Source organism: Mesorhizobium sp. M7A.F.Ce.TU.012.03.2.1 (assembly GCF_004006095.1).
Taxonomy (GTDB): Bacteria; Pseudomonadota; Alphaproteobacteria; order Rhizobiales; family Rhizobiaceae; genus Mesorhizobium.
In genome coordinates this window covers 6,368,801-6,395,193 of record NZ_CP034779.1, presented here as the reverse complement: position 1 = coordinate 6,395,193, position 26,393 = coordinate 6,368,801, and the positions used below count along the sequence as shown (strand labels likewise).

20 protein-coding genes and 1 riboswitch are annotated in these 26,393 nt (G+C 63.7%); of the genes, 9 read left to right on the top strand and 11 right to left on the bottom strand.

Annotation, left to right across the window (positions count from 1 at the left end):
• Window positions 1-9: 9 nt before the first annotated feature.
• From fhuB to EJ079_RS31680, 5 genes are all read right to left on the bottom strand, one after another.
• Window positions 10-2,016, bottom strand: a complete 2,007-nt coding sequence (gene fhuB / locus EJ079_RS31700) for a Fe(3+)-hydroxamate ABC transporter permease FhuB (protein ID WP_127811081.1) — start codon at window positions 2,014-2,016, stop codon at window positions 10-12.
• Window positions 2,009-2,887, bottom strand: coding sequence for an ABC transporter substrate-binding protein (locus EJ079_RS31695; RefSeq protein ID WP_127811424.1), 879 nt, complete (start codon window positions 2,885-2,887; stop codon window positions 2,009-2,011). Before EJ079_RS31695 ends, fhuB begins: the two co-directional genes overlap by 8 nt.
• A gap of 34 nt (window positions 2,888-2,921) precedes the next feature.
• Window positions 2,922-5,150, bottom strand: coding sequence for a TonB-dependent siderophore receptor (locus EJ079_RS31690; RefSeq protein WP_245481768.1), 2,229 nt, complete (start codon window positions 5,148-5,150; stop codon window positions 2,922-2,924).
• A gap of 136 nt (window positions 5,151-5,286) precedes the next feature.
• Entirely contained in the window at window positions 5,287-6,171 is an 885-nt protein-coding gene (locus tag EJ079_RS31685) for an AraC family transcriptional regulator (protein WP_164873889.1), read from the bottom strand.
• Window positions 6,172-6,297: 126 nt separating this feature from the next.
• On the bottom strand, window positions 6,298-7,653 hold the full coding sequence (locus EJ079_RS31680) for a glutamine synthetase family protein (protein ID WP_127268594.1): 1,356 nt from the start codon (window positions 7,651-7,653) through the stop codon (window positions 6,298-6,300).
• A 211-nt stretch (window positions 7,654-7,864) separates the two neighbouring features.
• Between EJ079_RS31680 and EJ079_RS31675 the strand changes: the two genes are divergently transcribed.
• On the top strand, window positions 7,865-8,371 hold the full coding sequence (locus EJ079_RS31675) for a hypothetical protein (protein WP_127811080.1): 507 nt from the start codon (window positions 7,865-7,867) through the stop codon (window positions 8,369-8,371).
• An 84-nt stretch (window positions 8,372-8,455) separates the two neighbouring features.
• Here the strand turns inward: EJ079_RS31675 and EJ079_RS31670 are convergent, their stop codons facing one another.
• Window positions 8,456-9,154, bottom strand: coding sequence for a GntR family transcriptional regulator (locus EJ079_RS31670; RefSeq protein WP_127811079.1), 699 nt, complete (start codon window positions 9,152-9,154; stop codon window positions 8,456-8,458).
• Between the two features lie 385 nt (window positions 9,155-9,539).
• On the opposite strand from EJ079_RS31670, the gene ftsZ reads away from it, so the two are divergent.
• The 6 genes from ftsZ (at window position 9,540) to EJ079_RS31640 (ending at window position 18,186) form a co-directional block, all read left to right on the top strand.
• Window positions 9,540-10,574, top strand: coding sequence for a cell division protein FtsZ (gene ftsZ / locus EJ079_RS31665; protein ID WP_127270104.1), 1,035 nt, complete (start codon window positions 9,540-9,542; stop codon window positions 10,572-10,574).
• A gap of 218 nt (window positions 10,575-10,792) precedes the next feature.
• Window positions 10,793-12,178: an SWIM zinc finger family protein gene (locus tag EJ079_RS31660; protein ID WP_245481767.1), complete on the top strand. Its 1,386-nt coding sequence runs from the start codon at window positions 10,793-10,795 to the stop codon at window positions 12,176-12,178.
• Window positions 12,175-13,614: a DUF5691 domain-containing protein gene (locus EJ079_RS31655; protein WP_127811077.1), complete on the top strand. Its 1,440-nt coding sequence runs from the start codon at window positions 12,175-12,177 to the stop codon at window positions 13,612-13,614. Before EJ079_RS31660 ends, EJ079_RS31655 begins: the two co-directional genes overlap by 4 nt.
• A 19-nt stretch (window positions 13,615-13,633) precedes the next feature.
• Entirely contained in the window at window positions 13,634-14,713 is a 1,080-nt protein-coding gene (locus EJ079_RS31650) for an AAA family ATPase (RefSeq protein ID WP_127398719.1), read from the top strand.
• Between the two features lie 4 nt (window positions 14,714-14,717).
• Window positions 14,718-16,967, top strand: coding sequence for a DUF5682 family protein (locus EJ079_RS31645; RefSeq protein ID WP_127811076.1), 2,250 nt, complete (start codon window positions 14,718-14,720; stop codon window positions 16,965-16,967).
• Window positions 16,960-18,186 (top strand): VWA domain-containing protein, encoded by a 1,227-nt coding sequence (locus EJ079_RS31640; protein WP_127811075.1) that lies wholly within the window; start codon window positions 16,960-16,962, stop codon window positions 18,184-18,186. Before EJ079_RS31645 ends, EJ079_RS31640 begins: the two co-directional genes overlap by 8 nt.
• 66 nt (window positions 18,187-18,252) lie before the next feature.
• Here the strand turns inward: EJ079_RS31640 and fba are convergent, their stop codons facing one another.
• From fba to EJ079_RS31620, 3 genes are all read right to left on the bottom strand, one after another.
• The gene (gene fba, locus EJ079_RS31635; RefSeq protein ID WP_013532928.1) at window positions 18,253-19,317 is read right to left on the bottom strand and encodes a class II fructose-bisphosphate aldolase; all 1,065 of its coding nucleotides are present in this window, start codon (window positions 19,315-19,317) and stop codon (window positions 18,253-18,255) included.
• 162 nt (window positions 19,318-19,479) lie between these two features.
• Window positions 19,480-19,953 (bottom strand): 6,7-dimethyl-8-ribityllumazine synthase, encoded by a 474-nt coding sequence (locus EJ079_RS31630; protein WP_127811074.1) that lies wholly within the window; start codon window positions 19,951-19,953, stop codon window positions 19,480-19,482.
• 77 nt (window positions 19,954-20,030) lie between these two features.
• Window positions 20,031-20,175: riboswitch (FMN riboswitch) on the bottom strand.
• 380 nt (window positions 20,176-20,555) lie between these two features.
• Window positions 20,556-21,719 (bottom strand): MFS transporter, encoded by a 1,164-nt coding sequence (locus tag EJ079_RS31620; RefSeq protein WP_127811073.1) that lies wholly within the window; start codon window positions 21,717-21,719, stop codon window positions 20,556-20,558.
• Window positions 21,720-21,768: 49 nt separating this feature from the next.
• On the opposite strand from EJ079_RS31620, the gene EJ079_RS31615 reads away from it, so the two are divergent.
• Window positions 21,769-22,308, top strand: a complete 540-nt coding sequence (locus EJ079_RS31615) for an Lrp/AsnC family transcriptional regulator (protein WP_127320961.1) — start codon at window positions 21,769-21,771, stop codon at window positions 22,306-22,308.
• A 9-nt stretch (window positions 22,309-22,317) separates the two neighbouring features.
• Here EJ079_RS31615 and mtnA read toward each other — a convergent pair whose 3' ends face one another.
• Window positions 22,318-23,412 (bottom strand): S-methyl-5-thioribose-1-phosphate isomerase, encoded by a 1,095-nt coding sequence (gene mtnA / locus EJ079_RS31610; protein ID WP_127811072.1) that lies wholly within the window; start codon window positions 23,410-23,412, stop codon window positions 22,318-22,320.
• The gene (gene mtnK / locus EJ079_RS31605) at window positions 23,409-24,683 is read right to left on the bottom strand and encodes an S-methyl-5-thioribose kinase (RefSeq protein WP_127811071.1); all 1,275 of its coding nucleotides are present in this window, start codon (window positions 24,681-24,683) and stop codon (window positions 23,409-23,411) included. The genes mtnA and mtnK overlap by 4 nt, the downstream gene beginning before the upstream one ends.
• Before the next feature lie 135 nt (window positions 24,684-24,818).
• Here mtnK and EJ079_RS31600 point away from each other — a divergent pair, with 135 nt between their 5' ends.
• Window positions 24,819-26,330: a sugar ABC transporter ATP-binding protein gene (locus tag EJ079_RS31600; protein ID WP_127811070.1), complete on the top strand. Its 1,512-nt coding sequence runs from the start codon at window positions 24,819-24,821 to the stop codon at window positions 26,328-26,330.
• Window positions 26,331-26,393 lie beyond the last annotated feature (63 nt).

The window sequence follows — 26,393 nt, the reverse complement described above, 5'->3', positions numbered from 1 at the left end:
CGGAACCCGTCAGCCCTGGCGCGGCACGCCCTTGGCAAGCAGGTAGACGAGATACGGCCCGCCAAGCAGCGAAGCGAACAGGCCGGCGGGCAGTTCGTAGGGAAAGGCCGCCATGCGCGACAGCCAGTCCGATACGATCATCAGCAAGGCGCCCAGAAGCATCGCTCCGGCGAGATGGACGCGGGCGCGGGAAAAGCCGACCAGACGGGCAAGGTGTGGCGCGATCAGGCCGACGAAGCTCAATGGCCCGACGACCATGGCGGCCAGCGCGGTCAGCAGCGCGGCAACGATGATCAGCATCAGCCGTCCGCCGGCGACCGGCACGCCCAGCCCGCGTGCGCTGTCGGACCCGAGCGGCAGGATGTCCAGCCAGCGGGCGGCAAGAAACAGCGGCAATGTCAGCGGCAACAGACAGGCGAGTGCCAGCCCTGCATCGAGCGTCGACGCCTGGCCGGTCGAGCCGCTCAGCCAGCGCAACAGGATGTAGGACTGCGCGTTGCCCATGGCGATCGTCGCGGTGATCGCAGCGCTGCAGAGCGCGCTCATGGCGATCCCGGCAAGCAGCAGCCGCTCGGCACCGAACTTTGCTCGTGCGGCAAGGGCCAGCATGGCAATCAAGGCCACCAGTGAGCCCAGGGCTGAGCCGGCGAGCTGCCAGCCGAGATCGGCCGTGGCGCTGACCATCAGCACGGCTGTCAGGCCGGCACCGGCGCCGGTGCCGACGCCAAGCACTTCGGGGCTCGCCAGCGGGTTGCCGGTGACCCGCTGGATGACGACGCCGGCGGCCGAGAGCATGGCGCCGGCGGCGGCCGCCACGCCGATCCGCGGCGCACGCCACGCGGCGAGATCGGTTAACAGGTCTCCCCCAGCAATAGTCCAGCCGTCCGGACCGCGCCCGACGACAAGCGCCACGGTGGCAGCGACAAGCGCCAGCGCAAACAGAAGCAGGATGATCAGCCAGGGCCGGCTGGCCTTGCGCGGTGCGGTACCATTCGAACCGAGATGCGGCCACTCGAAAAGGCGCAGCCGCGGCAACAGCCACAGCAGCAGCGGGCCGCCTAACAGGGCGGTGCCGGCGCCGGTCGGAATGCGTTCGCCACCGGAACCGGCGGCCAGCTGTACCAGCCCGTCCGTCAGCCACAGCAGCACGGCGCCGATCAGCGGCGCGGCGATCAGTTTTTGGCGCAGTGTGCGGGCGCCCGAAAGCGTGGCCAGCGCCGGCGCTGCAAGACCGACGAACCCGATGACGCCAACCTCTGCCGCGACTGACGTCGCCATCCACACGGCAAGCGCGATGATGAGAAAGCGGCTTGAGTGACGGGCGACGCCCAGGCCGCGTGCCGAGGCATCGTCGAGACCAAGAATGGTCAGCGGCCGCAGCAGCATCAATGCGGCAACCGCGCCGGCCACCAGCCTGACCGTCAGCGCGATGGTCGGCTCCCAGTCCTGCTGGACCAGCGATCCGCCGCCCCAGATGAACAGCGAAAACAGGTAATCGCCATTGGCGAGGATCAGTGCTGCGCTGACGGAACTGGCGGTCAGCGCCACCATCATCCCGGCGAGCATGACCGACACCGGCTCCAGCCCGCGCCGCCAGGTCAATGCCAGCACCAGCAGCACCGCGGCGATGCCACCGGCGAAGGCGACCAGGCCCTGCGACCGCTCCATCAGCAGCGGTGCGTAAAGCGAGGCGATCGTCATCGCCAGTTGCGCACCAGCCGAAATACCGAGCGTCGACGGTTCGGCCAGCGGGTTGCGCAGCACATGCTGCAACAGCAGGCCGGACAGGCCGAGCACGGCGCCGGCCAGCACCGCCACGGCGGCGCGCGGCAACGTGCTGTAGAGCAGGATGACACGATCGAGATCAATGCCGTCGCCCGGCGGCGCGGCCGGCCACTGCATGCCGACCCGCCATGCGAACAGGAGCGCTGCCAGCGCCGCCAGGAAGCTCCACAGGGCGATTGGCGACAGCGCGGCACTCGTCGTGGCGCGGTGGCCGACTGCGCGCTCAGCCATGGCTTTGCCCGGCAATAGCTGCCGTCGCCAGGCGCGCGAAGCGGCGTGCCGATGGCAGGCAGCCAAAGTGGTTGACCGGCTCCAGGACGGCAACGCGGTTCTGGCGCACCGCCGGCAGAGCGTTCCACAAGGCATTTGTCGGAAGCGAACGCCCGACATCCGCCGGCAGTGGCGAAACGATCAGGATCGACGCCTCGGGCACGCGCGCCAGCGCCTCCAGTCCGACGGGTGCCGCCGCGCTGTAGCTCGTCTCGTCGGTCCATGCATTGACCAGGCCGAGAAGCGTCAGCACATCGCCGAACATGGAGTCGCGGCCAAAGGCGCGAAAATGCCTGCTATCGCCTAGGCTGATGACGAAGACCGGACGCCCGGAAGCGCGCGGCAAGGTGCCGCGCAGCCGCGCGATTTCATCAGCGGTCTCGTCGGTATAGCGCTCCGCCTCGGCCTGCCGCCCCAGCTTTTCGCCAAGCGCCAGTGTCGCTGCCTCGGCGAGCACATAAGGCGGCACGCCGGCCTCGTAGACCGTTTGCGCAAACACCGGCGCGATGCGTTCGAGCATCGGGCGCTGGTATTCGTAGAAATTGGAGATCACGATGACATCAGGCGCGACGATGCGCAGCAGCTCGTAATTGGGCGCGCCGCGCAGCCCGAGATCGGTCACCGATTGGGGCACTGCCGGCTCGACCGCGATCTTGCGAAACTGGATCAGTTCGGTCGCCGCCACCGGCTCGATGCCGAGTGCCAGCAACGTCTCCAGCATGCCCCAGTCGATCGCTGCAACGCGTGGTGTAGCAGCCCTGGCGGCGACCGGTGGCAGCAATGCCGCGGCCGCCAGCGCAAGCACCTGCCTTCTGTTGGGCAGATGGATCATCACTGGCTTGTTTGGCAAGCTGTAACCAAGTCGACTACCAAGTCGTATGCGCCTTCAGCTTGAACGAGCGGCCTTCGCCATAGGAACAGGTCAGCGTCGTCTGGCAGCTCGACACATAGGTCTTGTCGAAGAGGTTGGTGATGTTGAGATCGATCCCCCAATTCTCCTTCTCGTAGCCGAGTTTCAGATCGGCCAGCGTGACCGCCGGCACTTTGGCCGTGTTCTCATTGTCGGCCCACGAAGAGCCAACATAACGCAGGCCGCCGCCGATCGAGATGCCGTCATACCAGTCGCCGCGGAACGTATAGTCGACCGAGGCGGAAGCCATGACTTCGGGCACGATGAAGGGCGTTTTGCCGATCACCGAGATACCGGTATCGTCCTTGAATGCGTCCACGTCCTTGAGGATCTTGATGTCGTAGGCAGTGAATGCGCCCGTCACCCGGAAGTCCTCGGTGACATTTACCTTGCCTTCGAGTTCGATGCCCCGCGAGCGTACTTCGCCGGTCTGGATCTGCGCGAATGCGTCAACGTTCGAAGCCACATTTTGACGGGTGAGGTCGAAGAGCGACACGGTGAACAGGCCGTCGATGAAGGTCGGCACATATTTGACCCCAACCTCGTATTGCTGGCCTGTCTCCGGCTTGAACAAGTCGCCGGTCGCAGTCGTTCCGATGATTGGGTTGAAGAAGGTGGCAAAACTGACATAGGGGGTGACGCCGTTGTCGAATTCATAGGCCAGCCCAGCTCGCCCGGAGATGTCGCCGACGGTCTGGCTCAAATCAATGACCGGGAGATTGAATTTCTCCGTGTAATAGGTCGGGCGATTGTCGGCATCGAGCCAGCCGCGATCATATCGCCCATTCAGCGTCACCAGCCAGCCATCGCCGAAACGCAATTGGTCTTGCGCATAGAAACCGAGCTGCTTCTGCGTCAGGTCCTGGTTAAGATAGCTGACGCGGGGCGTCAGCGGCGAACCGTAGACGGGGTCGAACGCGTCGATTGGCGGAGTAAGCCCAAATTCCGCCGACGACTGCACTTGGTCGATGTTGTAATATTTGTAGTCGATGACGGCCAGCAGCGTGTGTTCGACTGGCCCGGTCTCCACCTTGCCCTCGATCTGCAGGTCCGACAGGAATGTCATCGCGTCGGTGTCATGGTCGAAATTGATGCGATCCAGCGCACTGGGGCTCGCTGCAGGATTCGTATCTCGGGACCAGCCATTGGGGTAGACGCTGACTTCGTTGATGGAAGCGGCACTAAATCGAGTGTTGGAGCGCACCGTCCAGTCATTGTCGAATGTGTGTTCGAACTCGTAGCCTATCGAGCCCTGTTCCCGCTTGTAGAGATCGACGCTCGGCTCGGTGAAATTCGCATCCGGGTCGATGCGGCCATAATTCACGCCGTCCACAATGTGGTCCGTCACCGTCCCGCTATAGGGCAGGAAGCTGCCGCCATTGTGGTTTTCGTCGATGTGGCTGTAATTGGCCAGGATGGTCAGCGTGGTTGCTTCGTCCGGCTTCCACGTAATACTTGGCGAGATGAAGCCGCGCCAGCCATTTTGCAGGTCGCTGTAGGTATCGCCGCCGGCGACCTTGCCCGTCATCCGGTAGCTGACCGCGCCATCCTTGGCCACGTCGCCGATGTCGAAGCCGAGATAGACATTGCCTGCGTCGTTGACGCCGGTCTCGACATAGCGCGTGCGTTCGAAGTCCGGCCGCTTGCTGACATAGTTGACCAGGCCACCGGGATTACTGCCGCCGTAGAGTACGGAGGCCGGTCCCTTCAGCACCTCGATGCGCTCCAACCCGAAGCTGTCGACATAAAAGCCGCCGAAGCCGTAGCTGAACAGCTGCAGCCCATCCATGTAGGTGCCGGTGGCCGTCGCCTGGAAACCACGGATGTACAGCCAGTTGGTGTCGCTGTCGGGGCCGAAGGGCTGCGCGAAGACGCCGGCCGTGTAGCGCAAGGCTTCGTCGGCCTTCTGTGCGCCCTGGTCGTCGATCTCTTGACGGCCGACCACCGACACGGATTGCGGGATATCCTTGATGTCGGTCGCCGTCTTGGAGCCGGTCCTGCTTTTTTTGGCGACGACGCCTTTAACCGGTCCGGTCGCGCCGTCGCCGGCCTCGCCCTCGACCACCACCGGTTCAAGCTGGGTGCTGGTTTGCACCGACTGCGCGAACGCGGCCATTGGCGGGATCATCGCGGCTGCGGCGACGCTGGCCGCCAGAAGCGCCTTCATCCGGTAAGTTCTGCTCATCAGGAAAGTCCCCGCCTGTCGACATTGAGATACTTGATCATTTACCTCAACTTAACTGCGGGTCATTGGACGGAATTGGGCGGTTTGTCCATTCTTGTCCAAACGAGGGACATCACGGTATGATGTTGCGGAAATGTCACTGGCGACTGGTGCTCCTCATCCAGGCGCCGGGTGTCACGCCGACAATCGACTTGAACACACGCGTCAGGTGCGCCTGGTCGAAAAAACCCGTTGCCTCGGCGATGTCGCCAAGTGAAGCGACGTCGCGCGCCATCATCGCCTTGGCCCTGTCGACCCGCGCCTGCATTTGCCAGCGATGCGGCGGCACGCCCGTCGCCGCCTTGAAGGCATGGCTCATCGCGGTTTCGGACAGGCCGGTCAGCGCGGCGAGATCGGCAAGCCGGATCCTGTCCAGGCAATGCGCGTCGATGTAGTCGGTGACGAGGCGCAGCTTGCGGCGCGAGAGCGGCGACCGTCGCCTGGCGGTATCAGGCTGGTCTATCTGGAACAGGCTTGCGAACAAGGCATTGAGCAAGCCCTCGCCATAGAGATCATGCAGAGGCCGGTCGTTGCCGCATTCGGCGGCAATCATGCCGGCAAGCATGGCGATCCGGTCGTCGCGAAACTGGAAGCGCGACATCCGCAAGGCCTCGTGGTCAAGGCTGCGGCCGAAGCGGCGCGTCAGCGCTGGGGCGTCGAAATGCAGGTCGAGATGCCGGATCCGCCGCAGCCCCTCGACCCGGCCGCGGATCGGCACGCCGGCCGGTATGTAGGCCATGGAAAAAGCCTGGTCGTGGCGGCGCAATTCGCCCTTGGCGCCTTCGACGAAGAAAGCGCCGTCGCCATCCACATCGAGCGCGACGAACAGCCGGGGGTCGGGAGAGACGTAATAGCCTTCGGCCTTGTCACCGCATGAGACATCCCAGAGGTCGGCGACCACGCCGTCCCAGACATGCCATTTCAGATCGCCAATGACTGAAAAGCCCTGAATACTGCTCTCCATGCGCGGAACGAAGTTCAAACCCTGTGATCCCAACCATAACATGATAAAAACCATCATGTTTATGCCCGGTTAGCGACCCCACCGCAAGTGCTTTGCGGCTGCTCGAAAATCGGCCGGAACCAATACCGCTGGGGCCGTCAGGCCTCAAACACTTTCGAGGTATGTCTCGATTTCGAAATCGCTGACATTGAGCGCGAACGTGTTCAATTCCTGGCGTTTGCAGGCAACGAAGGAGTCGCGCAGGATGGCTGGAAAAATCTCCGCCACATGCGTCCCGCTCTCGAAGGCGGCGATCGCGGATGCCCAGTCCGGCGGCAGCTTTGCCGGCGGGAGTCCCTGGCCGTCGGTGCCGATCGGATCGCCTGGCGATATTTGTCTTTCAATGCCCGTCAGTGCGGCGCCCAATATGGCCGCTAGCACCAGATAGGGATTGGCGTCGGCTCCCGAAACGCGATGCTCGATGCGGCGCGCACCGGTTGGCCCGCCGGGAATGCGGATCGCCACCATACGGTTCTCATAACCCCAGGCGACTGCGGTCGGCGCATAGGATCTCGGGCGCAGCCTGCGGTAGGAGTTGAAGTGCGGCGCGAACACCAGCGTGCTTTCGGCCATTGCCGCAAGCAGGCCGCCGACCGCATGGCGCATGGTCTCAGAACCCTGGTCGGTGCCGTCATCGAAGACGTTGCGCCCTTCGCCGTCGATCAGGCTGAAATGAACGTGAAAGCCGTTGCCTGCGCGGTCGCCATAGGGCTTGGCCATGAAGCAGGCGGCAAAGCCGTGCTTGCGGGCAATGCCCTTCACCGTGCGCTTGAACAGCACCGCATCGTCAGCCGCCCGCAAGGCGTCCGCGACATGGTTCAGATTGATTTCGAACTGACCGACGCCGTTTTCGGCGATGGCCGTGTCGACGGGAATGCCTTGCGTCCGGCAGGCCTCGTAGACGTCATGGATGAAGGATTCGAAGTCGTCGATCTCGTCGATCGACAGCGCCGCGTCGGAATCGAGACGGCGTCCGGTCACCGGGGAGACCGGTCCGACCGGCCGTTGCGATTGCGGATCGACGAGGTAGAATTCGAGTTCCGTTGCCGCGACCGGGGTCAGGCCCAAGGCCTTGTAGCGATCGAGGATGCGGGCCAGCGCCCGTCGCGGGTCGCCGAGATAGGGCGCGCCGCTTTCGTCGGCCAGCCAGAGCGGGACAAGCGCTGTCGGATGCGCCGTCCAGGCCACCGGCAGAATGCCGCGGCCCGTCCACTGGCACAGTCCGTCGGCATCGCCGGTCGAGAATACCAGCGTGTTGCCTTCGATGTCCTCGCCCCACACATCGAGCCCGATCAGCGAAAAAGGCATGCGCAGCTTGCCTTCCAGCGCCTTTCTTGCCTGCTCGACGGGAATGCGCTTGCCGCGCATGATGCCGTTGAGGTCGCACACCGCGGCTCTCAGGCTCTGGATGTCGGTCCTGCTGTCAAGCCAGTTCAAAACGTCCGCAATTGCATCGCTCAATTTATGACCTCTGGTTTTCGAAGGTGCCGCAACCTGACCGGCTGCACTGTCCCTGATAAAAATAGCTTGTGAGTTTTAGGAAAACAAACTTGGCTGTCGCCAAGCGCTTTTCCTTATTTTTTCAAGTCACTAGCTGGGATGTCGGGAGGCATTTCAAAACCAATTGCGCGATCTGCGATCGCAACATAGAGGCAAGAGGTCGGAAAGCCAAGTGGCATTCAAACTGTGGGTTAGTTTGAAATTCAACCTTCAAACAATCCCCTCGGAGTGTCATATTGTTGGCATGGGGCCGCTGACAGGCTGGGGTCAGAGCGGGCGAGGTGTGGCGATTGTGACTGATAACCACCCGAAGCGCCCGCGCCGCCAAGGCGAAAGCAGGAAAGATGAAGAACGGCGTTCTATTATCCGCTCACTGGTTGAGCTAGATCGGCCGGTTGCAGAGCTTGAAAAGCTTTTGGCGCCGCTTCCCTGGGACTATCCAACTGCGCTGGTCACGCTGACCTACGATCACATTCGAAGCGTTCTCTTGCGCTTTCTAGCCGGGAACCTCGAGGCGAAGGACGTCGAGGAATGGGCCGATCTTGTTGAAATGCGAGATGATATCGAGTTCGCAGAAGACCGGACGAAAGAGGTAGTCCATATGCTGTCCACGCCGCAAATCCACTTTCCTATCGACGGCCAGCTTGCGCGGCTTCTGCTATCGCCAATTTCGCACTGACCGACTACCGGCATTCGACGTTCTGGGTTCGCCACCGAGACAACATGGCTGGGCCTTCGATCGAACAATTGTCGCCCGGCGATTCTAGCTTCTCATCTTCGAAAATCTCGCCTGCTGCAGGATGTGCGAGGCGCCTTCGTCGATGTCGCGCACGATGGCGGCGCGGGCGCGCTCGCCATCCTGAGCCTCGATCGCCGCTACGACTTCCTCGTGAAAGTCAATGTCGAGAATGGAGGCGAGGTCATCCTCGAACCCCGTGGCGAGATTCCTGAGAAACGGGCCGACCTGCATCCATACGGTCTCGATCAGGAAGATCATCTGCTCGTTGCCGCAATGGCGATAGATCGAGAATTTGAAGTCGTGGTTCTTGCGCAGATAATCGTCGATATCGCCCTTGCGAGCCGCCAATGTCAGTTCGGTGGCGTGGCGTCGGATCGTGCGCAGATTGTTGCCGTTGATGCGTGTTGTCGCCAGCTCGGTCGCCGAGCCTTCGAGGATAGTCCGCACCGCGGTCAATTGCGAAAACCGGTCGGCCGATATTGCCGGCACTTCGACGCTGCCGTTCGGCATTGGGCTGAGCGCCCGCAGCGCTTGCAGCCGCATGAAGGCGCTGCGCACCGGCATGTCGCTGGTGCCGAGTTCCCTTGCGAGTTTTCGCGATGTCAGCTTCTGGCCCGGCGTGAACTGGCCGGACATCAGTGCCCGCACAAGCTCAAGATAGACTTTTTCATGCAAGGGAACGGTGTCGACGGCGGTCAACCCGAATTGTGTTTTGTCGGCCATCGGCGGGGCGCTGCTTCATCGGTTCAGAAATCTGTGCGGCCGGCTGGTTTCGCCGCTGGGGATTCTGCGTGGCCGAGCCCGGCGAGAACGCCGAAGTCAGCGACTTATCAAGCACATGATAGACGCTTCGATCGTTGCGCGGCAAGCGACGCGTCGCGCCAAGGCTCACGGCTTGATTGTCAGGCACACGGCGTCTCTGCCACGCTGTGCAAAACGGTCATCACAAATCTTGACCTCGCATGCACTTGCACCTCTGGCCGCTGTCTGGCTTTTTGGGCTACCCATCGCAACGGAGTGATTCGCATCATGCCACTCGATTGCAAGGTTTCAAGGCAGTCTGCGGGTGGGTCGTGAAGCGCGCGCAATTGGCGAAGGAGACACAGGCATGGCCGAGTTCAAGAAGCCCGAAATCTCCGAGATGAGACCCAAGATCACCGTGATCGGCGTTGGCGGCGGCGGTGGCAATGCCGTCAACAACATGATCGCCGAGCAGCTTCAGGGCACTGAATTCATCGCCGCCAACACCGACGCCCAGGCGCTGACCATGTCGAAGGCGACGCGGCTGATCCAGCTTGGCGCCCACGTCACCGAAGGATTGGGCGCCGGATCGCTTCCCGAGATCGGCCGAGCCGCGGCCGAGGAATCGCTCGACGAGATCATGGACCATCTGGCCGGCACGCATATGTGTTTCGTCACCGCCGGCATGGGCGGCGGCACGGGAACCGGTGCGGCTCCGATCATCGCCCAGGCGGCGCGCAAGGCCGGCATCCTGACGGTGGGCGTCGTCACCAAGCCTTTCGCCTTCGAGGGCCGGCGCCGCATGCAGATGGCCGAAGAGGGCATCGAGCGGCTGCGCGAGAGCGCCGACACGGTGATCGTCATCCCGAACCAGAACCTGTTTCGGATCGCCGATGCCAAGACCACCTTCGCCGATGCGTTCGTGATTGCCGACCGGGTGCTCTATGCCGGCGTCAGCTGCATCACCGATCTCATCGTCAAGGAAGGCTTGATCAATCTCGACTTCGCCGATGTCAAATCGGTGATGCGCGATATGGGCCGCGCCATGATGGGCACCGGTGAGGCCTCCGGCGAGGGTCGGGCAATGAAGGCGGCCGAAGCCGCGATCGCCAACCCGCTGCTCGACGAAGTGTCGATGAAAGGCGCCAAGGGCGTTCTGGTCTCGATATCGGGCGGCAGGGACATGACCCTGTTCGAGGTCGACGAGGCCGCCACCCGCATTCGCGAAGAGGTCTACGAGGATGCCGACATCATCGTTGGCGCCATCTTCGACAAGGGCATGGAAGGCCGCTTCAGGGTCTCGGTGGTGGCGACGGGTCTCGACCGTGCGTTTGGGGTGGAGGATGCCGAAGCCGGCATCGCCCGCGACCACGCCGGTCAGCCGGCACGCACGCTTCAATAGGTCGTATCGCGCGTTTGTTCTCGCCAGGAGATAATTTCTCGGGGAGACATCGCTGAATAGCAATTGCATTGCCGACGGATCAGATTGACTGGCGCAACTATTGTGTTCAGCTGTATCGATCTCGGTGCCGCTGCTGCTACAAGAATCCGTCATAGACGGCCATCTATACTGGCTACCCGTATCGTTCGAGCGACGAGAGGCGCGGCTTGGAATTCGACTTGAAAACCATCGAAGCGCTTGCGCCCGATCAGGCGTCGTTGAGCGCCGCGTCCAGGTTGACCAGGCAATCGAACTGGCCACGGCTCGAAAAGAGCGATCAACTGGGGCTCCTCTGGGGGGAATGCCAGGGTTCCGGCTCCAATCCCTACCGTGTGGTCGTCGACACCGGCGACCATGGCTACAAATGCACCTGTCCGTCGCGGAAATTTCCCTGCAAGCACACTTTGGCGCTGATGTGGATTGCAGCCACCACGCCGGCCAGTTTTACCGCCGCAGGCTCGACCCCGGAATGGGTGAATGATTGGCTCGGCCGCCGCAGGAAGGTCTCGCCGCAGCCGGCGGCGCAAGCGCCCGGTGCGGGAGGCAAGAGCATTGGCGAGGCCTCGCGCGACGACGAAAGCGCTGATGTCGAGGACGCCGCTGCGGTCGAGCGCCGCGAGGCAGCGCAGCGCAAGCGGACGCTGGATACGCAATCCGCGGTGTCGGCGGCGTTGGATGAGCTGGATCAATGGATCGCTGACCAGTTGCGGCTTGGCCTGGCCGGTTTTGTCGACAAAAGCAGTGATCGTTGCCGCCGGATTGCGGCACGGCTGGTCGACATGAAGGCGACAGCGCTTGCCGGCCGCATCGACGAGATTCCGTCACGGCTGATGGGGCTGCGCAGCGAGGAGCGCCCGGACGCGGCGATCCGCGAACTCGGCAAGCTCGTGCTGGTGGCCAAGGCCTGGCGATCGACACCAGGCGACGCCGAACTGAGGCGGCTCGTATCGACGTCCGAAAGCCGTGAGCAGGTTCTGGCCAATCCCGATGCCAAACAGGTCGAAAGCGTCTGGGAGGTGCTTGGCGAGAAGATCGAGTCGCGCCGTGACGGTCTCGTCAGCCATTCGACCTGGCTCCTCGACCTGAAGAGCGCGAGCCCGCAATTTGCTCTCTTGCTCGACTATTTTCCGGCCTCGGCCGGTCGCCGGTCGAACGCCTTCACACCGGGCGACCGGTTCGATGCCAGGCTGGTCTTTTACCCGGCACGCCAGCCGCTGCGGGCCTTGGTGGCGGACCGCAAGGGCGACGTCTCGACAGGTGAGTGGCCCGATTTCGGCTTTCGCACAGCCGATCCGCTCGCGGCGCATGCTGCTCACCAGAACACAGCCCCTTGGCTCACCGATTGTCCTGTCATGCTGCCGCCCGGCGCGATCCTGCTGGACGATCGGGGCGCTGCCTGGTGGCAAGCCGCCGACGATCCGCATGGTATCGCCTTGCCGATTGCCGACACCGTCAATCCAACGCTGCTTGGGCTGGACCTTATGGCAACGGCAGCACTTTGGAATGGCAGCCGGCTTGACCTGCTGGCAGCGCAAAGCGGTTTCGGGAGGCTTGACTTGTCGTGAACGAGATCGAGCAGACCGGCCTGGCGGCCATGCGCGACTGCTGGATCACCGGCGGGACCACCTTCGACCTGGCTCCGGGCGCGTGGAAGGAGATCGCCGGCGGTGCCAGCCCCGACGAGCGCGAACGCCGGCTGCTGGCGATCGCCGCACAAGCTCTCGACATTGCCTTGCGGCCAGCCGCGCCGAAGACGCTGAAACGCCGCCCGCAATTGCCCGAACTCGCCTTGCCGATGCTGCCGGAACGGCTGCGGCCGCTCTTGCGAGCCGCGCTCAAGCATGCCGCCGACACAAGAAGCAAGTCGCGTGTGGTCACGCTCGTCGCCAGCCGCGGCTTCGTGCTGCATCCGATGGACTGGATGCCAGCCGCGTCGGATCAGAGCAGTCCGGACGTTTATGCACCCTGGGTCGACTGGCAGGCAGGCGCGGACGGCGAAAAACCTGCAAGCCAGGAGCATCTGACGGTGGAAAACTGGGATGACTTCTATCCCGCCGCACGCCGCACCGCGCTCGCCGATATGCGCCGCACCGCACCGGCTTCGGCTCGGCAACTGATCGAAACCAAGGCCTCCGGAGAGCCGGCGGAGATCAGGATTGCACTCGTCGACCTGTTGCGCTTCGGCCTGGGCGCCGATGACGTGCCATTCCTGAAGAGCCTCTCCGCCGATCGTTCCGGGAAGCTGCGCGAACTCGCTGGCCGGTTGCTGGCAAGATTGGGAGAGCACGGCTCGCCAGGCGATGGCGGGCCGGAAGCTCCGACGGCCGAACTCGCTGCCTTCATCGCTGAAGGCAAATCCGGCTTCATCCGCCGCCGCACCACCTACACGCCGGCAAAACTCAAATCGCCGGCGCAGGAAAGACGTCGCGCCGAACTGTTCGAGACCTGTAACCTGGTCGACCTCGCCACGCGCTTCGGCACCACCGAATCCGAGTTTATCGGGGCGTGGCAATTCGGCGCCGAGAGCAATGCCGATATCCTTGTTGCCCGAATGGTCGCCGCGTCGGGCAGCGACGCCGCGGTGACGCACATGGCGGATACGCTTGTCGCCGAAGGTGGCAAGCCCACACTCTTCGTCCTCCACCTCATGGCGCGTCTGGACAGCCGCAGGAAGCGTGTCCTGGTCAGGTCGATCCTGAAAGACACGCAACATCTCGGCGCGCTCAATCTGGCCGAGGGCCTCGAAGCAAGCTGGCTGGAATGGGCCGACCTGACAAACGGCCAGATGCTCCCGGCGCTTCGCTCCGCTGTTGCAGGAAACGATGACGCTGTGAAGCGAGGCGTCGACCAGCTTCTGGAAACTATGGGCTTTCTCGCCACGGCGGCGACGGCGGAGAAATTGATCGGAGACGTTGTTGCGGCCGGTATGGCGCCGGCGGCGCCGTCTCTCGGTCTTCTGCGGCTCAACGCGTCACTGGCCGAGCATCGAACCAACATATGATCAATCCGGAGAACAGCAAATGAACGCAGCCATCCGTCTTCCGGTCGAGCAGGCCTATGCCGCCGAATTGCAGGCGCTCTCGCGCAACGATGACCGGCAAAGGCCCGCCGGCTGGAGCCTGTCGCCCAAGGCCGTGTTGACCTACCTGCTCGGCGGAAAGGCTGACAACGGGACAGTGATAACGCCCAAATATGTCGGCCGGCGCCGGCTGATGGAAACCGCGGTCGCGACGCTCGCCACCGATCGCGCGCTGTTGCTGCTGGGTGTCCCCGGCACGGCCAAATCCTGGGTGTCGGAACATCTCGCCGCCGCCATCATGGGCGATTCGACCCTGATCGTGCAGTGCACGGCCGGCACCGACGAGAACCAGATCCGCTATGGCTGGAACTACGCGCAGCTTCTGGCAAAGGGCCCGAGCCAGGACGCGCTGGTGCCGACGCCGCTCTACCGCGCCATGCAGGACGGCAAGCTTTGCCGCCTCGAGGAGCTGACGCGCATGGGCTCCGATGTGCAGGACACGCTGATCACCGTGCTGTCCGAAAAGATGATGCCGATCCCGGAACTGAACACCTCGATCTACGCGCAGCGCGGCTTCAACATCATCGCCACCGCCAACAACCGCGACAAGGGCGTCAACGAGCTGTCCTCGGCGTTGAAGCGCCGCTTCAATGTCGTCGTACTGCCCTTGCCCGAAGACATGGCGGAGGAAGTGGCAATCGTCTCCAAGCGGGTCGGAGAGATGGCCGGCGGTCTCGACCTGCCGGTGCCGAAGAATGTCGGCGAGGAGATCGCGCGCGTGCTGACCATTTTTCGCGAGTTGCGCTCCGGCGCTACAGCCGACGGCAAGGTGACGTTGAAGACGCCGTCCGGTTCGCTGTCCACGGCCGAAGCCATTGCCACAATGGTCGGCGGCCTCAGCCAGGCGGCCTGGTTCGACAGCGGCAAGCTCGGCGCCGAAGGCCTTGCCGCCAGCCTCGTCGGCGCGATCGTCAAGGATCCGGTGCAGGACAAACTGGTGCTGGAAGAATATCTGGAAACCGTGCTCAAGAAGCGGCCAGACTATGCCGGCTACTACGCGGCCTTGAACGCGGCAATCTGACGCCATGGCGCTCAGCGACGTTTCCTATTTCGGCATACGCCATCACGGGCCCGGCTCCGCCGACAGCCTGGTGCAGGCGTTGCAGGAGTTGAAACCGGTCGCCGTGCTGATCGAAGGACCGGCCGACGCCAGCCCGCTGTTGCCGTTGCTCGCCCGCCCCGAAATGCAGCCGCCGGTGGCGCTGCTCTGCTATCCCGAAGACGATCCGGCCTCGACAAGCTTCTGGCCCTTCGCCGAATTCTCGCCGGAGTACCAGGCGACGCTCTGGGCCGTCGCCAACAACGCAGCAGTGCGCTTCATCGATTTGCCGTCGTCAGCCCGCACTGCGCCGATTGAGGCCGTGGGGGAAACCGAGAGCGATGGAACGGAAGCCAACGTCGAGGCTGACTTGGCGCCGCATCTGCGGGACCCGATCGGAACGCTGGCACAAGCTGCCGGCTATGAAGATGGCGAAAGCTGGTGGTCTGATATCATCGAGCAGAACCCGCAGCCGGGTCCAATCTTCGCGGCAATAGCCGACGCGATGACGACGCTGCGGGACGGCGAAGGTCCGCTTGCGGCGTTTGAGGCGAAACGCGAAGCGCATATGCGGCTTGAGATCGCCGCCGCGCGAAAGGAATTCGATGGGCCGATCGCTATCGTTTGCGGTGCTTTCCATGTGCCGGCACTGCAGGCGACGCGGCCGCTGAAGGAAGACCAGGCGCTACTCAAGGGGCTCGCCCGCCGCAAGAGCATGATGACCTGGGCGCCATGGACGGGGCCGCGCCTGGCGCTGGGCTTCGGTTATGGCGCCGGCGTTGTCGCGCCCGGCTGGTGCAAGCATCTGTGGCAGACGCGCGGGCAAGGCGACTCCTCGGTCCTGTGGCTGGCGAAGATCGCGGCGGTCCTGAGGGCGAAGGGGCACATGGTCTCGACCGCCTCGCTGATCGAAGCCGAACGGCTGGCCCGCACGCTGGCTGTGATCCGTGAGCGGCCAAAGCCCGGTTTCGAGGAATTGCGTGACGCCGCGATCGCCGCCCTGTTCAACGGGGAAGCGCTGCTGTGGGCGCTGGTCGAAGCCGAATTGCTGCTGGGCGCCGATGTCGGTGAAATTCCGCCCGATACTCCGCTGGCGCCGCTGATCGAGGACCTGCAGCGCAACCAGAAGGCGGCGCGGCTGAAGCCCGAGGCGCTGGAGCGCGAATTATCGGTCGATCTGCGCAGCGAGAGCGGGCTGTTTCGGTCGACCTTGCTGCACCGGCTGTCCGTGCTTGGCGTGCATTGGGGCAAACTCACCGACAGCGGCCGTAGCCGCGGCACCTTTCGCGAGCGTTGGACGCTGTCGTGGGAACCTGAATATGCCGTTCGACTGGTGGAGAACCTGGTCTACGGACCAACCATCGAAAAGGCGGCCAATGGCCGGCTGATCCAGATGATCGGCGCGGCAACGTCTCTTGATGCGATGGCCGCACTGGTCCAGGGCGCCATCACGGCAAACCTGTCGGAAGCGTCGATCGCCGGTCTCGCGGCCTTGGAGGACCGGGCAGCCCGCAGCAGCGAATGCTTGGAAATCCTGACATCGGTGCCGCCGCTCGCCGACATCATCCGCTATGGCGAGGCTCGCAAGACGGAAACCGCCCGTCTGTCCGGTCTGCTGGAGCGGCTGATCGTCGAAGGCGGGATCGCGCTCGCCTATGCCGCCCGCGACCTCGATGCCCAGGCGTCCACGACGCTGGTCGGCGCCATGCGCAAGGCCGACGAAGCGATCAGTCTGGTCGAGCCTGAACAGGACGTGCTGGACGCCTGGCGCAATGGGCTGGCTGCGGTCCTCGATGGATCGCGCTCGACGGCGCTGGTGGCAGGCTGTGCCGCGCATCTGCTCTACGAAGCCGGCCATCTGTCAGCCGACGCGGCAACCGGTCTGATCGCACGACGTCTGTCTCCAGGAACGCCGGTCACCGAGGCTGCAGGGTTCTTCGAGGGTTTCTTCAGCACTGCCGGCCAACGGCTGATCTACGACGAGGGCCTGCGCGGTGCGGTGGATGCCTGGCTCGCATCCCTCGACGAAGACGCCTTCATTGCGCATCTGCCGTTGCTGCGCCGGGTCTTTTCGCATCTGGACTCGATGGAGCGGCGGCGGTTGATCGAAGCGGTGCTCGGCCGCGCCGCACGCCTGCCTGCCGGACTGACGCCGACTCCGGATGGCGGCGAAGCGTGGCGCCGCCATCTTGAACGGCTCGGACCCTTGCTGACGGGCGGGAGCGGCAATGGATGACGAGGCTGAAATGAGCGAGCCAATCCAGGCCGGCGACGGACGGGAGCGCCGCTGGCGCCTGGCGATCGGTGCCGATGAGGAAACCTCGTCAGCGCTGTCCGACACCGACAAGCGGCTTTCCGCGGCGCTCGATGCGCTTTACGGCGATGGTGCCGGCGATGCGGCTGCCGATCCGCGCAAGCGGCGCGGCGGCCTCGGCCGCTCGGCGCCAAGGGTGGCACAGTGGATGGGCGATATCAGATCGTTCTTTCCCGCACAGGTCGTCCAGATCGTCCAGAAGGATGCCTTCGAACGGCTCAACCTGAAGCAGATGCTGATGGAGCCGGAATTCCTCAAGGCGATCGAGGCCGACGTCAATCTCGTCGCCGACCTGATTTCGCTGCGCTCGGTCATGCCGGCCAAGACCAAGGACATTGCGCGTACGATCATCGCCGATATCGTCGCCAAGCTGATGCAGCGGCTGGAGCAGAAGACAGCCGAGGCGATCCGCGGCGCGGTCGACCGGTCGCAGCGCACCAACCGCCCACGTCAGCGCGACATCGACTGGCCGCGTACGATCTCAGCCAACCTTCGCCATTACCAGCCCGAGCACAAAACCATCGTGCCGGAGAAGCTGGTCGGCTTCATGCGCAAACAGCGAAGGCTGGTCGACCTGGATGAGGTGGTGCTGTGCGTCGACCAGTCGGGCTCGATGGCAAGCTCGGTGATCTACGCCTCCATCTTCGCCGCGGTGATGGCTTCCCTGCCGGTCGTGCGGACCAAGCTTGTCTGCTTCGACACGGCCATCGTCGATCTGACCGAGGAGCTCAGCGATCCTGTCGAAGTCCTGTTCGGCGTGCAGCTGGGCGGCGGCACCGACATCAACCAGGCCGTGGCCTATTGCGCAGACCGCATCGAACGGCCGACCAAGTCACATATGGTGCTGATCACCGACCTTTATGAGGGCGGCAACGGGCAGGAATTGCTGCAGCGGCTTGCTGCACTCGTTCGCTCCGGCGTCAACGTCGTGGTGCTCCTGGCGCTGACCGACCAGGGCAGGCCGGGTTATGACCCGAAGATGGCAGGCTCGGTGGCCGCCCTCGGCATTCCGGTCTTTGCCTGCACGCCGGATCTGTTTCCAGACATGATGGCGGCGGCATTGCGTCGGGAAGATATCGGCTCATGGGCGGCCGGCGCCGATATCAAGCTGGTTCGCGCCGAGGCCGAGACTCCGGAGTAAAACAGCCGTCGCCAGAGCCAGAGCTGCCAGGATGCTTCTGGCAGCTCTGGGATAAATGGCTGGAGCTCAGCCGAACTTCGGGTCGAGGCTGCCCGACTTATAGCGCTTGGCCATTTCGGCGACCGGCAGCGGCTTGATCTTCTGCGCATTGCCGGCGGTGCCGAACTGTTCGAAGCGCTCCTTGCAGAGCTTGCGCATGGCGGCCATGGCCGGTGTCAAATATTTGCGCGGATCGAACTCGCTCGGGTTCTCGGTCAGCACCTTGCGGATGGCGCCTGTCAGCGCCATGCGGTTGTCGGTGTCGATGTTGATCTTGCGCACGCCGTGCTTGATGCCGCGCTGGATTTCCTCGACCGGCACGCCCCAGGTCGGCTTCATCTGGCCGCCATATTTGTTGATGATCTCCTGCAGGTCCTCGGGCACCGAGGACGAGCCGTGCATGACCAGATGCATGTTCGGCAGCCGGCGGTGGATCTCCTCAATGACGTTCATGGCCAGCACCGCGCCGTCGGGCTTGCGCGAGAATTTGTAGGCGCCATGGCTGGTGCCCATGGCAACCGCCAGCGCATCGACATGGGTGTCCTTGACGAACTCGACCGCCTGTTCCGGATCGGTCAAAAGCTGGTCGTGGCTGATGGCGCCTTCGACGCCGTGGCCGTCTTCCTGCTCGCCGCCGCCGCTCTCCAGCGAGCCGAGCACGCCGATCTCGCCTTCGACGGACACGCCGCCCCAATGCGCCATGTCGACGACGCGCTTGGTGATGCCGGAATTGTAGGCGTAGTCGGCCGGCGTCTTGCCGTCTTCCTTCAGCGACCCGTCCATCATGACCGAGGTGAAGCCGTACTGGATAGCGGTGACGCAGGTGGCTTCGTTGTTGCCATGGTCGAGATGCATGCAGACCGGAATGTCGGGATGGATTTCGACCAGCGCGTCGATCAGCTTGGCCAGCACCACGTCATTGGCATAGGCGCGGGCGCCGCGGCTGGCCTGCAGGATGACCGGCGACTTGGTCTCCTCGGCGGCCTCCATGATGGCGAGGCCCTGTTCCATATTGTTCATGTTGAAAGCGGGCACGCCGTAGCCGTATTCGGCGGCGTGGTCGAGCAATTGTCTCAGTGTTATGCGAGCCACCCAATAGTCTCCCGTATCTGGTTTCAAGCGCAACGTCGCGGGCCGGCCGGTTGCCGGTCGGCCCTTGATGCTTCTGGCGGGATTTCAACGGAACCGCAACCTTCAGAACTCTTCTCGATCGCAATTCTTGTTGCAGGGCTGAAATCCGGCCGTTTTGGTGACTTAAGCCGCGATCAACTCCCGCGCCGCCAGGAGTTGCACGCAGGCGTTCGCCGCTTCCTTGCCCTTGACCGTGAAGTGCTCGAAGAAGAAGCGGTGGTGCTCGGCGCTGTCGTGGTAGTTGTGCGGGGTGAGAACCGCCGAAAGCACCGGCACGCCGGTCGACAGCTGCACGTTCATCATGCCGTCGATGACAGCACTGGCGACAAACTCATGCCGGTAGATGCCGCCATTGACGACGAAGGCGGCGCCGAGGATCGCGGCATAGCGGCCGGTCCCGGCCAGGGTCTTGGCATGCAGGGGGATTTCATAGGCGCCCGGCACGTCGAAGACGTCAACGGTGAAGCGCTCGCCTCCGATGTCAGCCAGTGCCGCTTCGAAGGCCTGCACGCACTGGTCGACGATGTCGGCATGCCAGCGCGCGCGGATAACGGCGATGCGAGTCTTTTCGTAGTCTTTATGGGAATGCTGATTCATGGGTCCATCCTTCCGTTTCGAACCAGAATCAGGACGCACGATACGGATTAAGCCCGCGAAGAGCGGGCCGGCTTCCGTTTCGTTCTCTTCCATCCGGACTCTAACCGTCGGCTCCGGAATCACACCGGATCTGCTGACCTTTCCGAAACCGGAAAGCGCTCGCGGGCTTGGGTCGAAACCTTTACCGCCGGTGGGGACTTTCACCCCGCCCTGAGAACATTAACGGCTTTGTATGAAAGGGCAGGGCGCTGCTGTCAACCGGGGAGACCTATCAGGGCAATCGCTCCAGAACCAATGAGAGGTTCCGACTTGTGGCGGAGACCACCAATTGCCGAGTCGGCGCCGCCCCTCATTGCCCTGCCGGGCATTTCTCCCCGTATAGTGACGGGGAGAAAGAGGCTGGCCGCAACCTCGGCGCCCTTCTTGCGACGCTGGCGATTGGCGAAATCGCCGATGAGAGAACCCCTCTCCCCGTCACTATACGGGGAGAGGATGCCGGCAGGCAGGTGAGGGGCGGCGCCAGCGCCCGTAAAGGGTGACGGGCGAATTTGAAACCTGAAGCGACTGCTCTGGAAGACGGATAGCCAATCCCGTTCTGTCGACTAGCGCCATGCCGCCGCCGATGCGGCGATCAGCATCAGCGATGCTGCGACCGTTGCGCAAGTGGCAAAACCAAAGCTGGAGTAGAGCGGCCCGAAGCTGGTGGTGCCGACGAAGACCGCGAGGTAAGTCACCGCACTGTTCAGGCCCATGATCGTGCCGCGCCGCGACGGATCGAGCGCAGACAGGCGCATTACCAGGACATTCAGGCCGAAATGATTGGCCAGTCCCCAGATTGCCACCATGGTCAAGGTCAGCCCGAAACTGCCGCTCGTCGCGGCCATCGCGACATAGACGACGGCGACCAGAAGATAGGCAAACGGCATGACGCGCCGCGCACCCAGTCTGTCGATGACGCCGTCGAGCAGAGCAGCCGTCCCGAAGCCTATGCCGTAGGCAAGTGCTGCCAGGCCATTGGCGCTCACCGGCTGTCCAAGCCCGACATGAAGATGGTCGCCGAGATAGCCATAGACGCCGTAGAATGAAGTCATGAAGGCCGCGCACGCGACCAGCAGCGGCAGGATTCCGGGAATGCCGAGCGCTTCCAGCGGGGCGGGCGCCGGTCCGGCCTTCCTGATGTCGCTGAGCGACGTCACTGTCAGCCCCATCCATGCAAGGGCCGCAAGCACCGCGACCGCTGCGAAAACGGCGCGCCAATGCACAAGATCGGCAAGCACGGCCGAAAGCGAAACGCCGGCCACCATGCTGAGCGTCCATCCGGTCAGCACGACGCCGATCGTGCCGCTCTCCCTGCCCGGTGGGGCGATGGCCGCGGCGCTGGCATAGATCGCGGGCATGGCGATGCCGGCAGCGATGCCGGCGAGTAACTGTGCCGCGACCAGCATGATCACCGTGGGTGCAGCGGCACTCGCAACCAGCGCCAGTGCCAGCAGCAACAAAGCCCCCTGCAGCATCCGGCGGGCGCCGAGCCGGTCGATGTAGCGGGCCAGGAACAGGGCGCTTGCGGAGGTGCCAAGGCCGAACGCTGCCGCCGCAATCATCACGGCCGGCACGCTGGTGCCGAACGACGAGGCGACAGCCGGTGCAATCGGACCCAGCACTAGCGAGTTCGAGCCGATGACGGCGATGCAGCCCGTCAGCAGATAGGCAAGCGCCGGGATCGGGGCTCGGGCAGTCAATGGCGCAACTTGATCAATGTTCGACATATCAGCATAATGGCCGTATTCTATTCAGCGGAGAACCAGGAATTTCGCCATGGATGAAGAAACAGATGGCATTCTGCAGAACAGGCCCGCGGCCCGCGATCTCGACGCGATAGACCGAAGAATATTAGGTGTCCTGGTCGATGACGCCACGATCAGCTACGCCGAACTCGGCGATCGCGTCGGCTTGTCGCCACCCGCAGCGCATGAGCGGGTCAAACGGCTCCGTCGCAGCGGCGCCATCCGCAACACAGTCGCCATCATCGATCCCCGGGCGGTGAAAAAGCCTTTGCTTGCCTTTGTCCATATCGACACCAGGGGCTGGGGAAAGACGCCGGAACTGATGGCGGTCTCCCAATATCCCGAAGTCGAGGAGATCCATACGGTCGCCGGTGATACCTGCATGCTGCTGAAGGTCCGCACGGAAGACACCAGAGCACTCGAAGGCCTTTTGGCGCGCCTGTACGAAACGCCGGGGGTCACCTCGACGCGCAGCTATGTGGTTTTATCGACCTATCTGGAGCGGCCGGTGCAGCCGGGCATTACCGAGACATGGCCGACACCGAAGCATATGGCCGAGCCTCTGTACTAGGGACGTGGGCTACGCCCGCTCGGGGAACATCGCCTTCAATCCCTCGCGCGATGCCTTGGCAACGCCGCGCTCGGTGATCAAGCCGGTGACCAGCCGCGCCGGCGTCACATCGAAGGCCGGGTTGGCCGCAGGCGTCGTCTCCGGCGAAATGCGCACCTGGGCAATCTCGCCGGCGGCGGTCTTGCCCCAGACCAGCGAGACCTCGTCGGCCGAGCGCTGCTCGATCGGGATCTCGGCCAGTCCGTCATGCACGGTCCAGTCGATGGTCGGCGACGGCAGTGCGACATAGAACGGCACATCATTGTCGGCGGCGGCGAGCGCCTTCAGATAGGTGCCGATCTTGTTGCAGACATCGCCGTCGGCCGTTGTGCGGTCGGTGCCGACGATGACCATGTCGATTGCGCCGCGCTGCATCAGATGGCCGCCGGCATTGTCGACGATCAGTGTGTGCGGCACGCCGTGCCCGGCCATCTCCCAGGCGGTGAGCTGTGCGCCCTGGTTACGCGGCCGCGTTTCATCGACATAGACATGGACCGGAATGCCGGCTTCTGTGGCCAGGTAGATCGGCGCCGTGGCGGTGCCGTAGTCGACCGTGGCCAGCCAGCCGGCATTGCAGTGGGTCAGGATGTTGACGGGTTCGCCCTTCTGCTTGCGCGCCGCGATCGCCTTGATGATGGCAAGACCGTTCTCGCCGATGGCGCGGTTGAGGCCGACATCCTCGTCGGCGATCTCACTGGCCCGCCGATAGGCGGCTGCCGGGCGTTGTTCGGGAGGCAAAGGCCGCAGGAAGCGCCGCATCTCGTCCAGCGCCCAGCGCAGATTGATCGCGGTTGGCCGCGTCTCGTGCAGGGTCTCCCACACGGCATCGAGCGCTGCATCCGACGGATCGTCAGCCATCTGCATGGCGACGCCGTAGGCAGCGGTGACGCCGATCAGCGGCGCGCCGCGTACCCACATGTCGCGGATGGCGGTGGCGATGGCGTCGACCGTGACGATCGTTTCGATGCGGAAATCATGCGGCAGCCAGCGCTGGTCGATGATATCGACCGAACGGCCGTCGTCGCTCAGCCAGATGGTGCGATAGTGGCGGTCGCCGACGTTCAAATGCTGCTCTCCTGTTCGATCAGCGAGGCCAGTTGGTTGACCTCGTCGATGCTGTGGATCTGGCGCCGGTTGACGGCGAGGTGGCGGCCGAATTTCAGCGCCTTTGCTTCACAACTGGCGCGCAGATCCTCGTCGGCAATGGTCTCGAAATCGGCATTGTGGGCGAGGCCGAGGATACGCCGATGAACCTCGATGCCGGCAAAGCCGAGCAGGTCGGTCCACATCTGGTGCAGCACATGGTCGAGCGCCTGCTCGGCGCCGAGCCTGTCGCCCTGATCCTCGAACAGGCTCTTCTGATAGAGCATGCCGGTGCGCTCGGTGCGCCATAGATGCGAGAACTCGGCGCGGAACACCGCCCAGGTCTCGGTCGTCACCCCGAGCAGATAGGCGCGCATGGCGTCGCGCTTTCCCTCCTGTTCGTGGCCGCGCTGCGAGAAGAACGACATCCAGAAATTGGCAAGCAGCATGCCGACGTCGAAAGCCATCGGGCCGTAGAAGGCGAACTCCGGATCGATCATCCGGGTTTCGCTGTCGGTGACCATGATCGATCCGGAATGCAGATCGCCATGCAGCAGCGTTTCGGCATTGGCGGCGAAGATGTGCTTCAGCCGCTGCGCCTCGACCTTGAGGTCGCGGTCGGTGCGCAGTTCGGCGACCAGGCCGTCGAGCTGCGGCGAGGTGTGCCGGTTCATCTTGGCGTCGAAATAGGGGTCGGAAAACACCAGGCTCTCGGTGATGTCGCAGAGCTCGACATTGTCGGCGAACAGCGCCAGATCGGCCTTGCGGTCCTTGGCGGCCATGTGCAGGTCGGAGCCGCGAAACAGCGTCCGGGCCATGAACAGGCCGATGTCCCGGGCAATGTTCGGCAGCTGGCGGCCGTCGATCAGGGCGCGGCGCAGGATGATGTGCGGCGGCGCAAGATATTCCATGATGATCAGCGCCTGGCCTTCATCGAAATAATGGATCGCCGGCACCGAGCCTGGCGCGCGTGCCTCTTGCCTGGTCAGTGCATGATATTCGAAGAAGGAGCGCTTCAACGGCAGCGGCCAGCTGTCGCCGACCAGGCGAACATAGGGCAGGGCTTGCTTGACCACGGCTGCACCGCTGGCGCCCTCGACGATGAACACCAGGTTGAGATTGCCGTCGCCGACCTCGCGGACCTTCCAGGCGCCAGTGTCCTTGCCGATCTTCGCGCATAGCGCCTCGTTGCCGCCAAGGCGTGCAGCCAGGGTTTCGACCGATAGTGCTTCGAACGGCAATTTTTCAGTCATCGTCATCCTCCCGCTTATGCGCTCCGAACATAACGGAGGCGAGGCGGCTGGGCCAAGCTAGGAAGCGATCTGGCAATTGTCAATCGTGTTGACAATTGCCGATGCAGCCCATAGCGTCATGTCAGGGAGGAACGCATGTTCGGTAATGCCGTGTTCCGCGTAGAGGGACTGAGGAAATCCTTTGGCCATAACGAGGTGCTAGGCGGCGTCTCGGTCGAATTGCATGCCGGCGAAGTCACCGTGCTGATGGGCGCCAACGGTGCCGGCAAATCCACCCTCGTCAAGATCATCTCCGGTGTCTACGAACGCGGCGGCGGCACGATGGCGCTCGCCGACCAGGATTTCGCACCGAAAACCCCGGCCGAAGCGATCCGCGCCGGCGTCGTCACCGTGCACCAGAATATCAACGACGGTGTCGTCGCCGACCTCGACGTCGCCACCAACCTGACCCTCGACCGGCTGAGCGGCAGCGGCGCGCCGACCCTATTCAACCCAATGCGCGTGCGGCGGGAGGCCAAGGCGGTTGCCGACCGCATGGGGCTGGCCATCGATTTGAAGGCGCGGGTGAGCGATCTGTCGCTGGCCGATCGCCAGATGGTGGCGATTGCCCGCGCGCTGGCGCACAAGCCGAAAGTGCTGATCCTCGACGAGCCGACCTCGTCGCTGTCCAGCGCCGAGGCCGACCGGCTGTTCGCGCTGATCGACAGGCTGCGCGAGCAGGGCGTGGCGATCCTCTACATCTCGCATCGCATGTCGGACATCAGGCGGCTTGCCGACCGCATCGTCTCGATGCGTGACGGGATCATCTCAGGCATTTTCGACAAGAAACCGCTCGACTATGAAGGCGCGGTCAACGCCATGCTCGGCCGCAAGATCCATCTCGACCAGATCGTCGTCAGGAATTCGGCCAAGGCAGTCGTGACGATCGAGGGTCTACGCATTGCGCCGGGCGCCCGGCCGATCTCGCTGACGCTCGGCGACGGCGAGGTCGTTGCCATCACCGGCCTCGTCGGCGTCGGCAAGACGGCGCTTGCCGAGACGCTGTTTGGTGTGCGCCGGCCGCTCGCCGGCACCATGACGCTGAACGGCAGGCCTTATGCACCTGAAACAGCCGGCGAAGCGATCGCTGCCGGCGTGTTCCTGGTCGCCAAGGACCGCGGCGAGAATGGCATCGTCCAAGGCTTCAACATCCAGGAAAATATCAGCCTGCCGTTTCACAAGCGCATGTCGCGCTTCGGCATCCTGAGGCGCCGCCTCGAACGCACCACGGCACGCCGGCAGATCGAGGAACTGAGCATCGTCTGCCGTTCCGAGAAGGACGAGATGTCGGAGCTGTCCGGCGGCAACCAGCAGAAGGTGATGGTCGCCCGCTGGATGGCGCAGGATGCAAGGCTGTTCATCCTGGATGAGCCGTTTCAGGGCGTCGATATCTCGGCCCGGCGCGACATTGCCGCCAAGCTCAGGGCGAGTGCAAACGGACGCGCCACGCTTTTGTTCGTCACCGAACTCGACGAGGCCCTGGAAACCGCCGATCGCATCCTGGTCATGTCGGAACAGACCATCGTCGGCGAACACCGCAATGCCGATGTCGATCTCGACCGCCTGCTGGCCGAGGTCGCCGGCGGGCCGCTGCACAGTGCGGCCTGAGCGCGGGCTATAGGAATTGGAATGGAGAGAGCATGGGTTCGGGTTGGGTAAAGACGGCAGCAG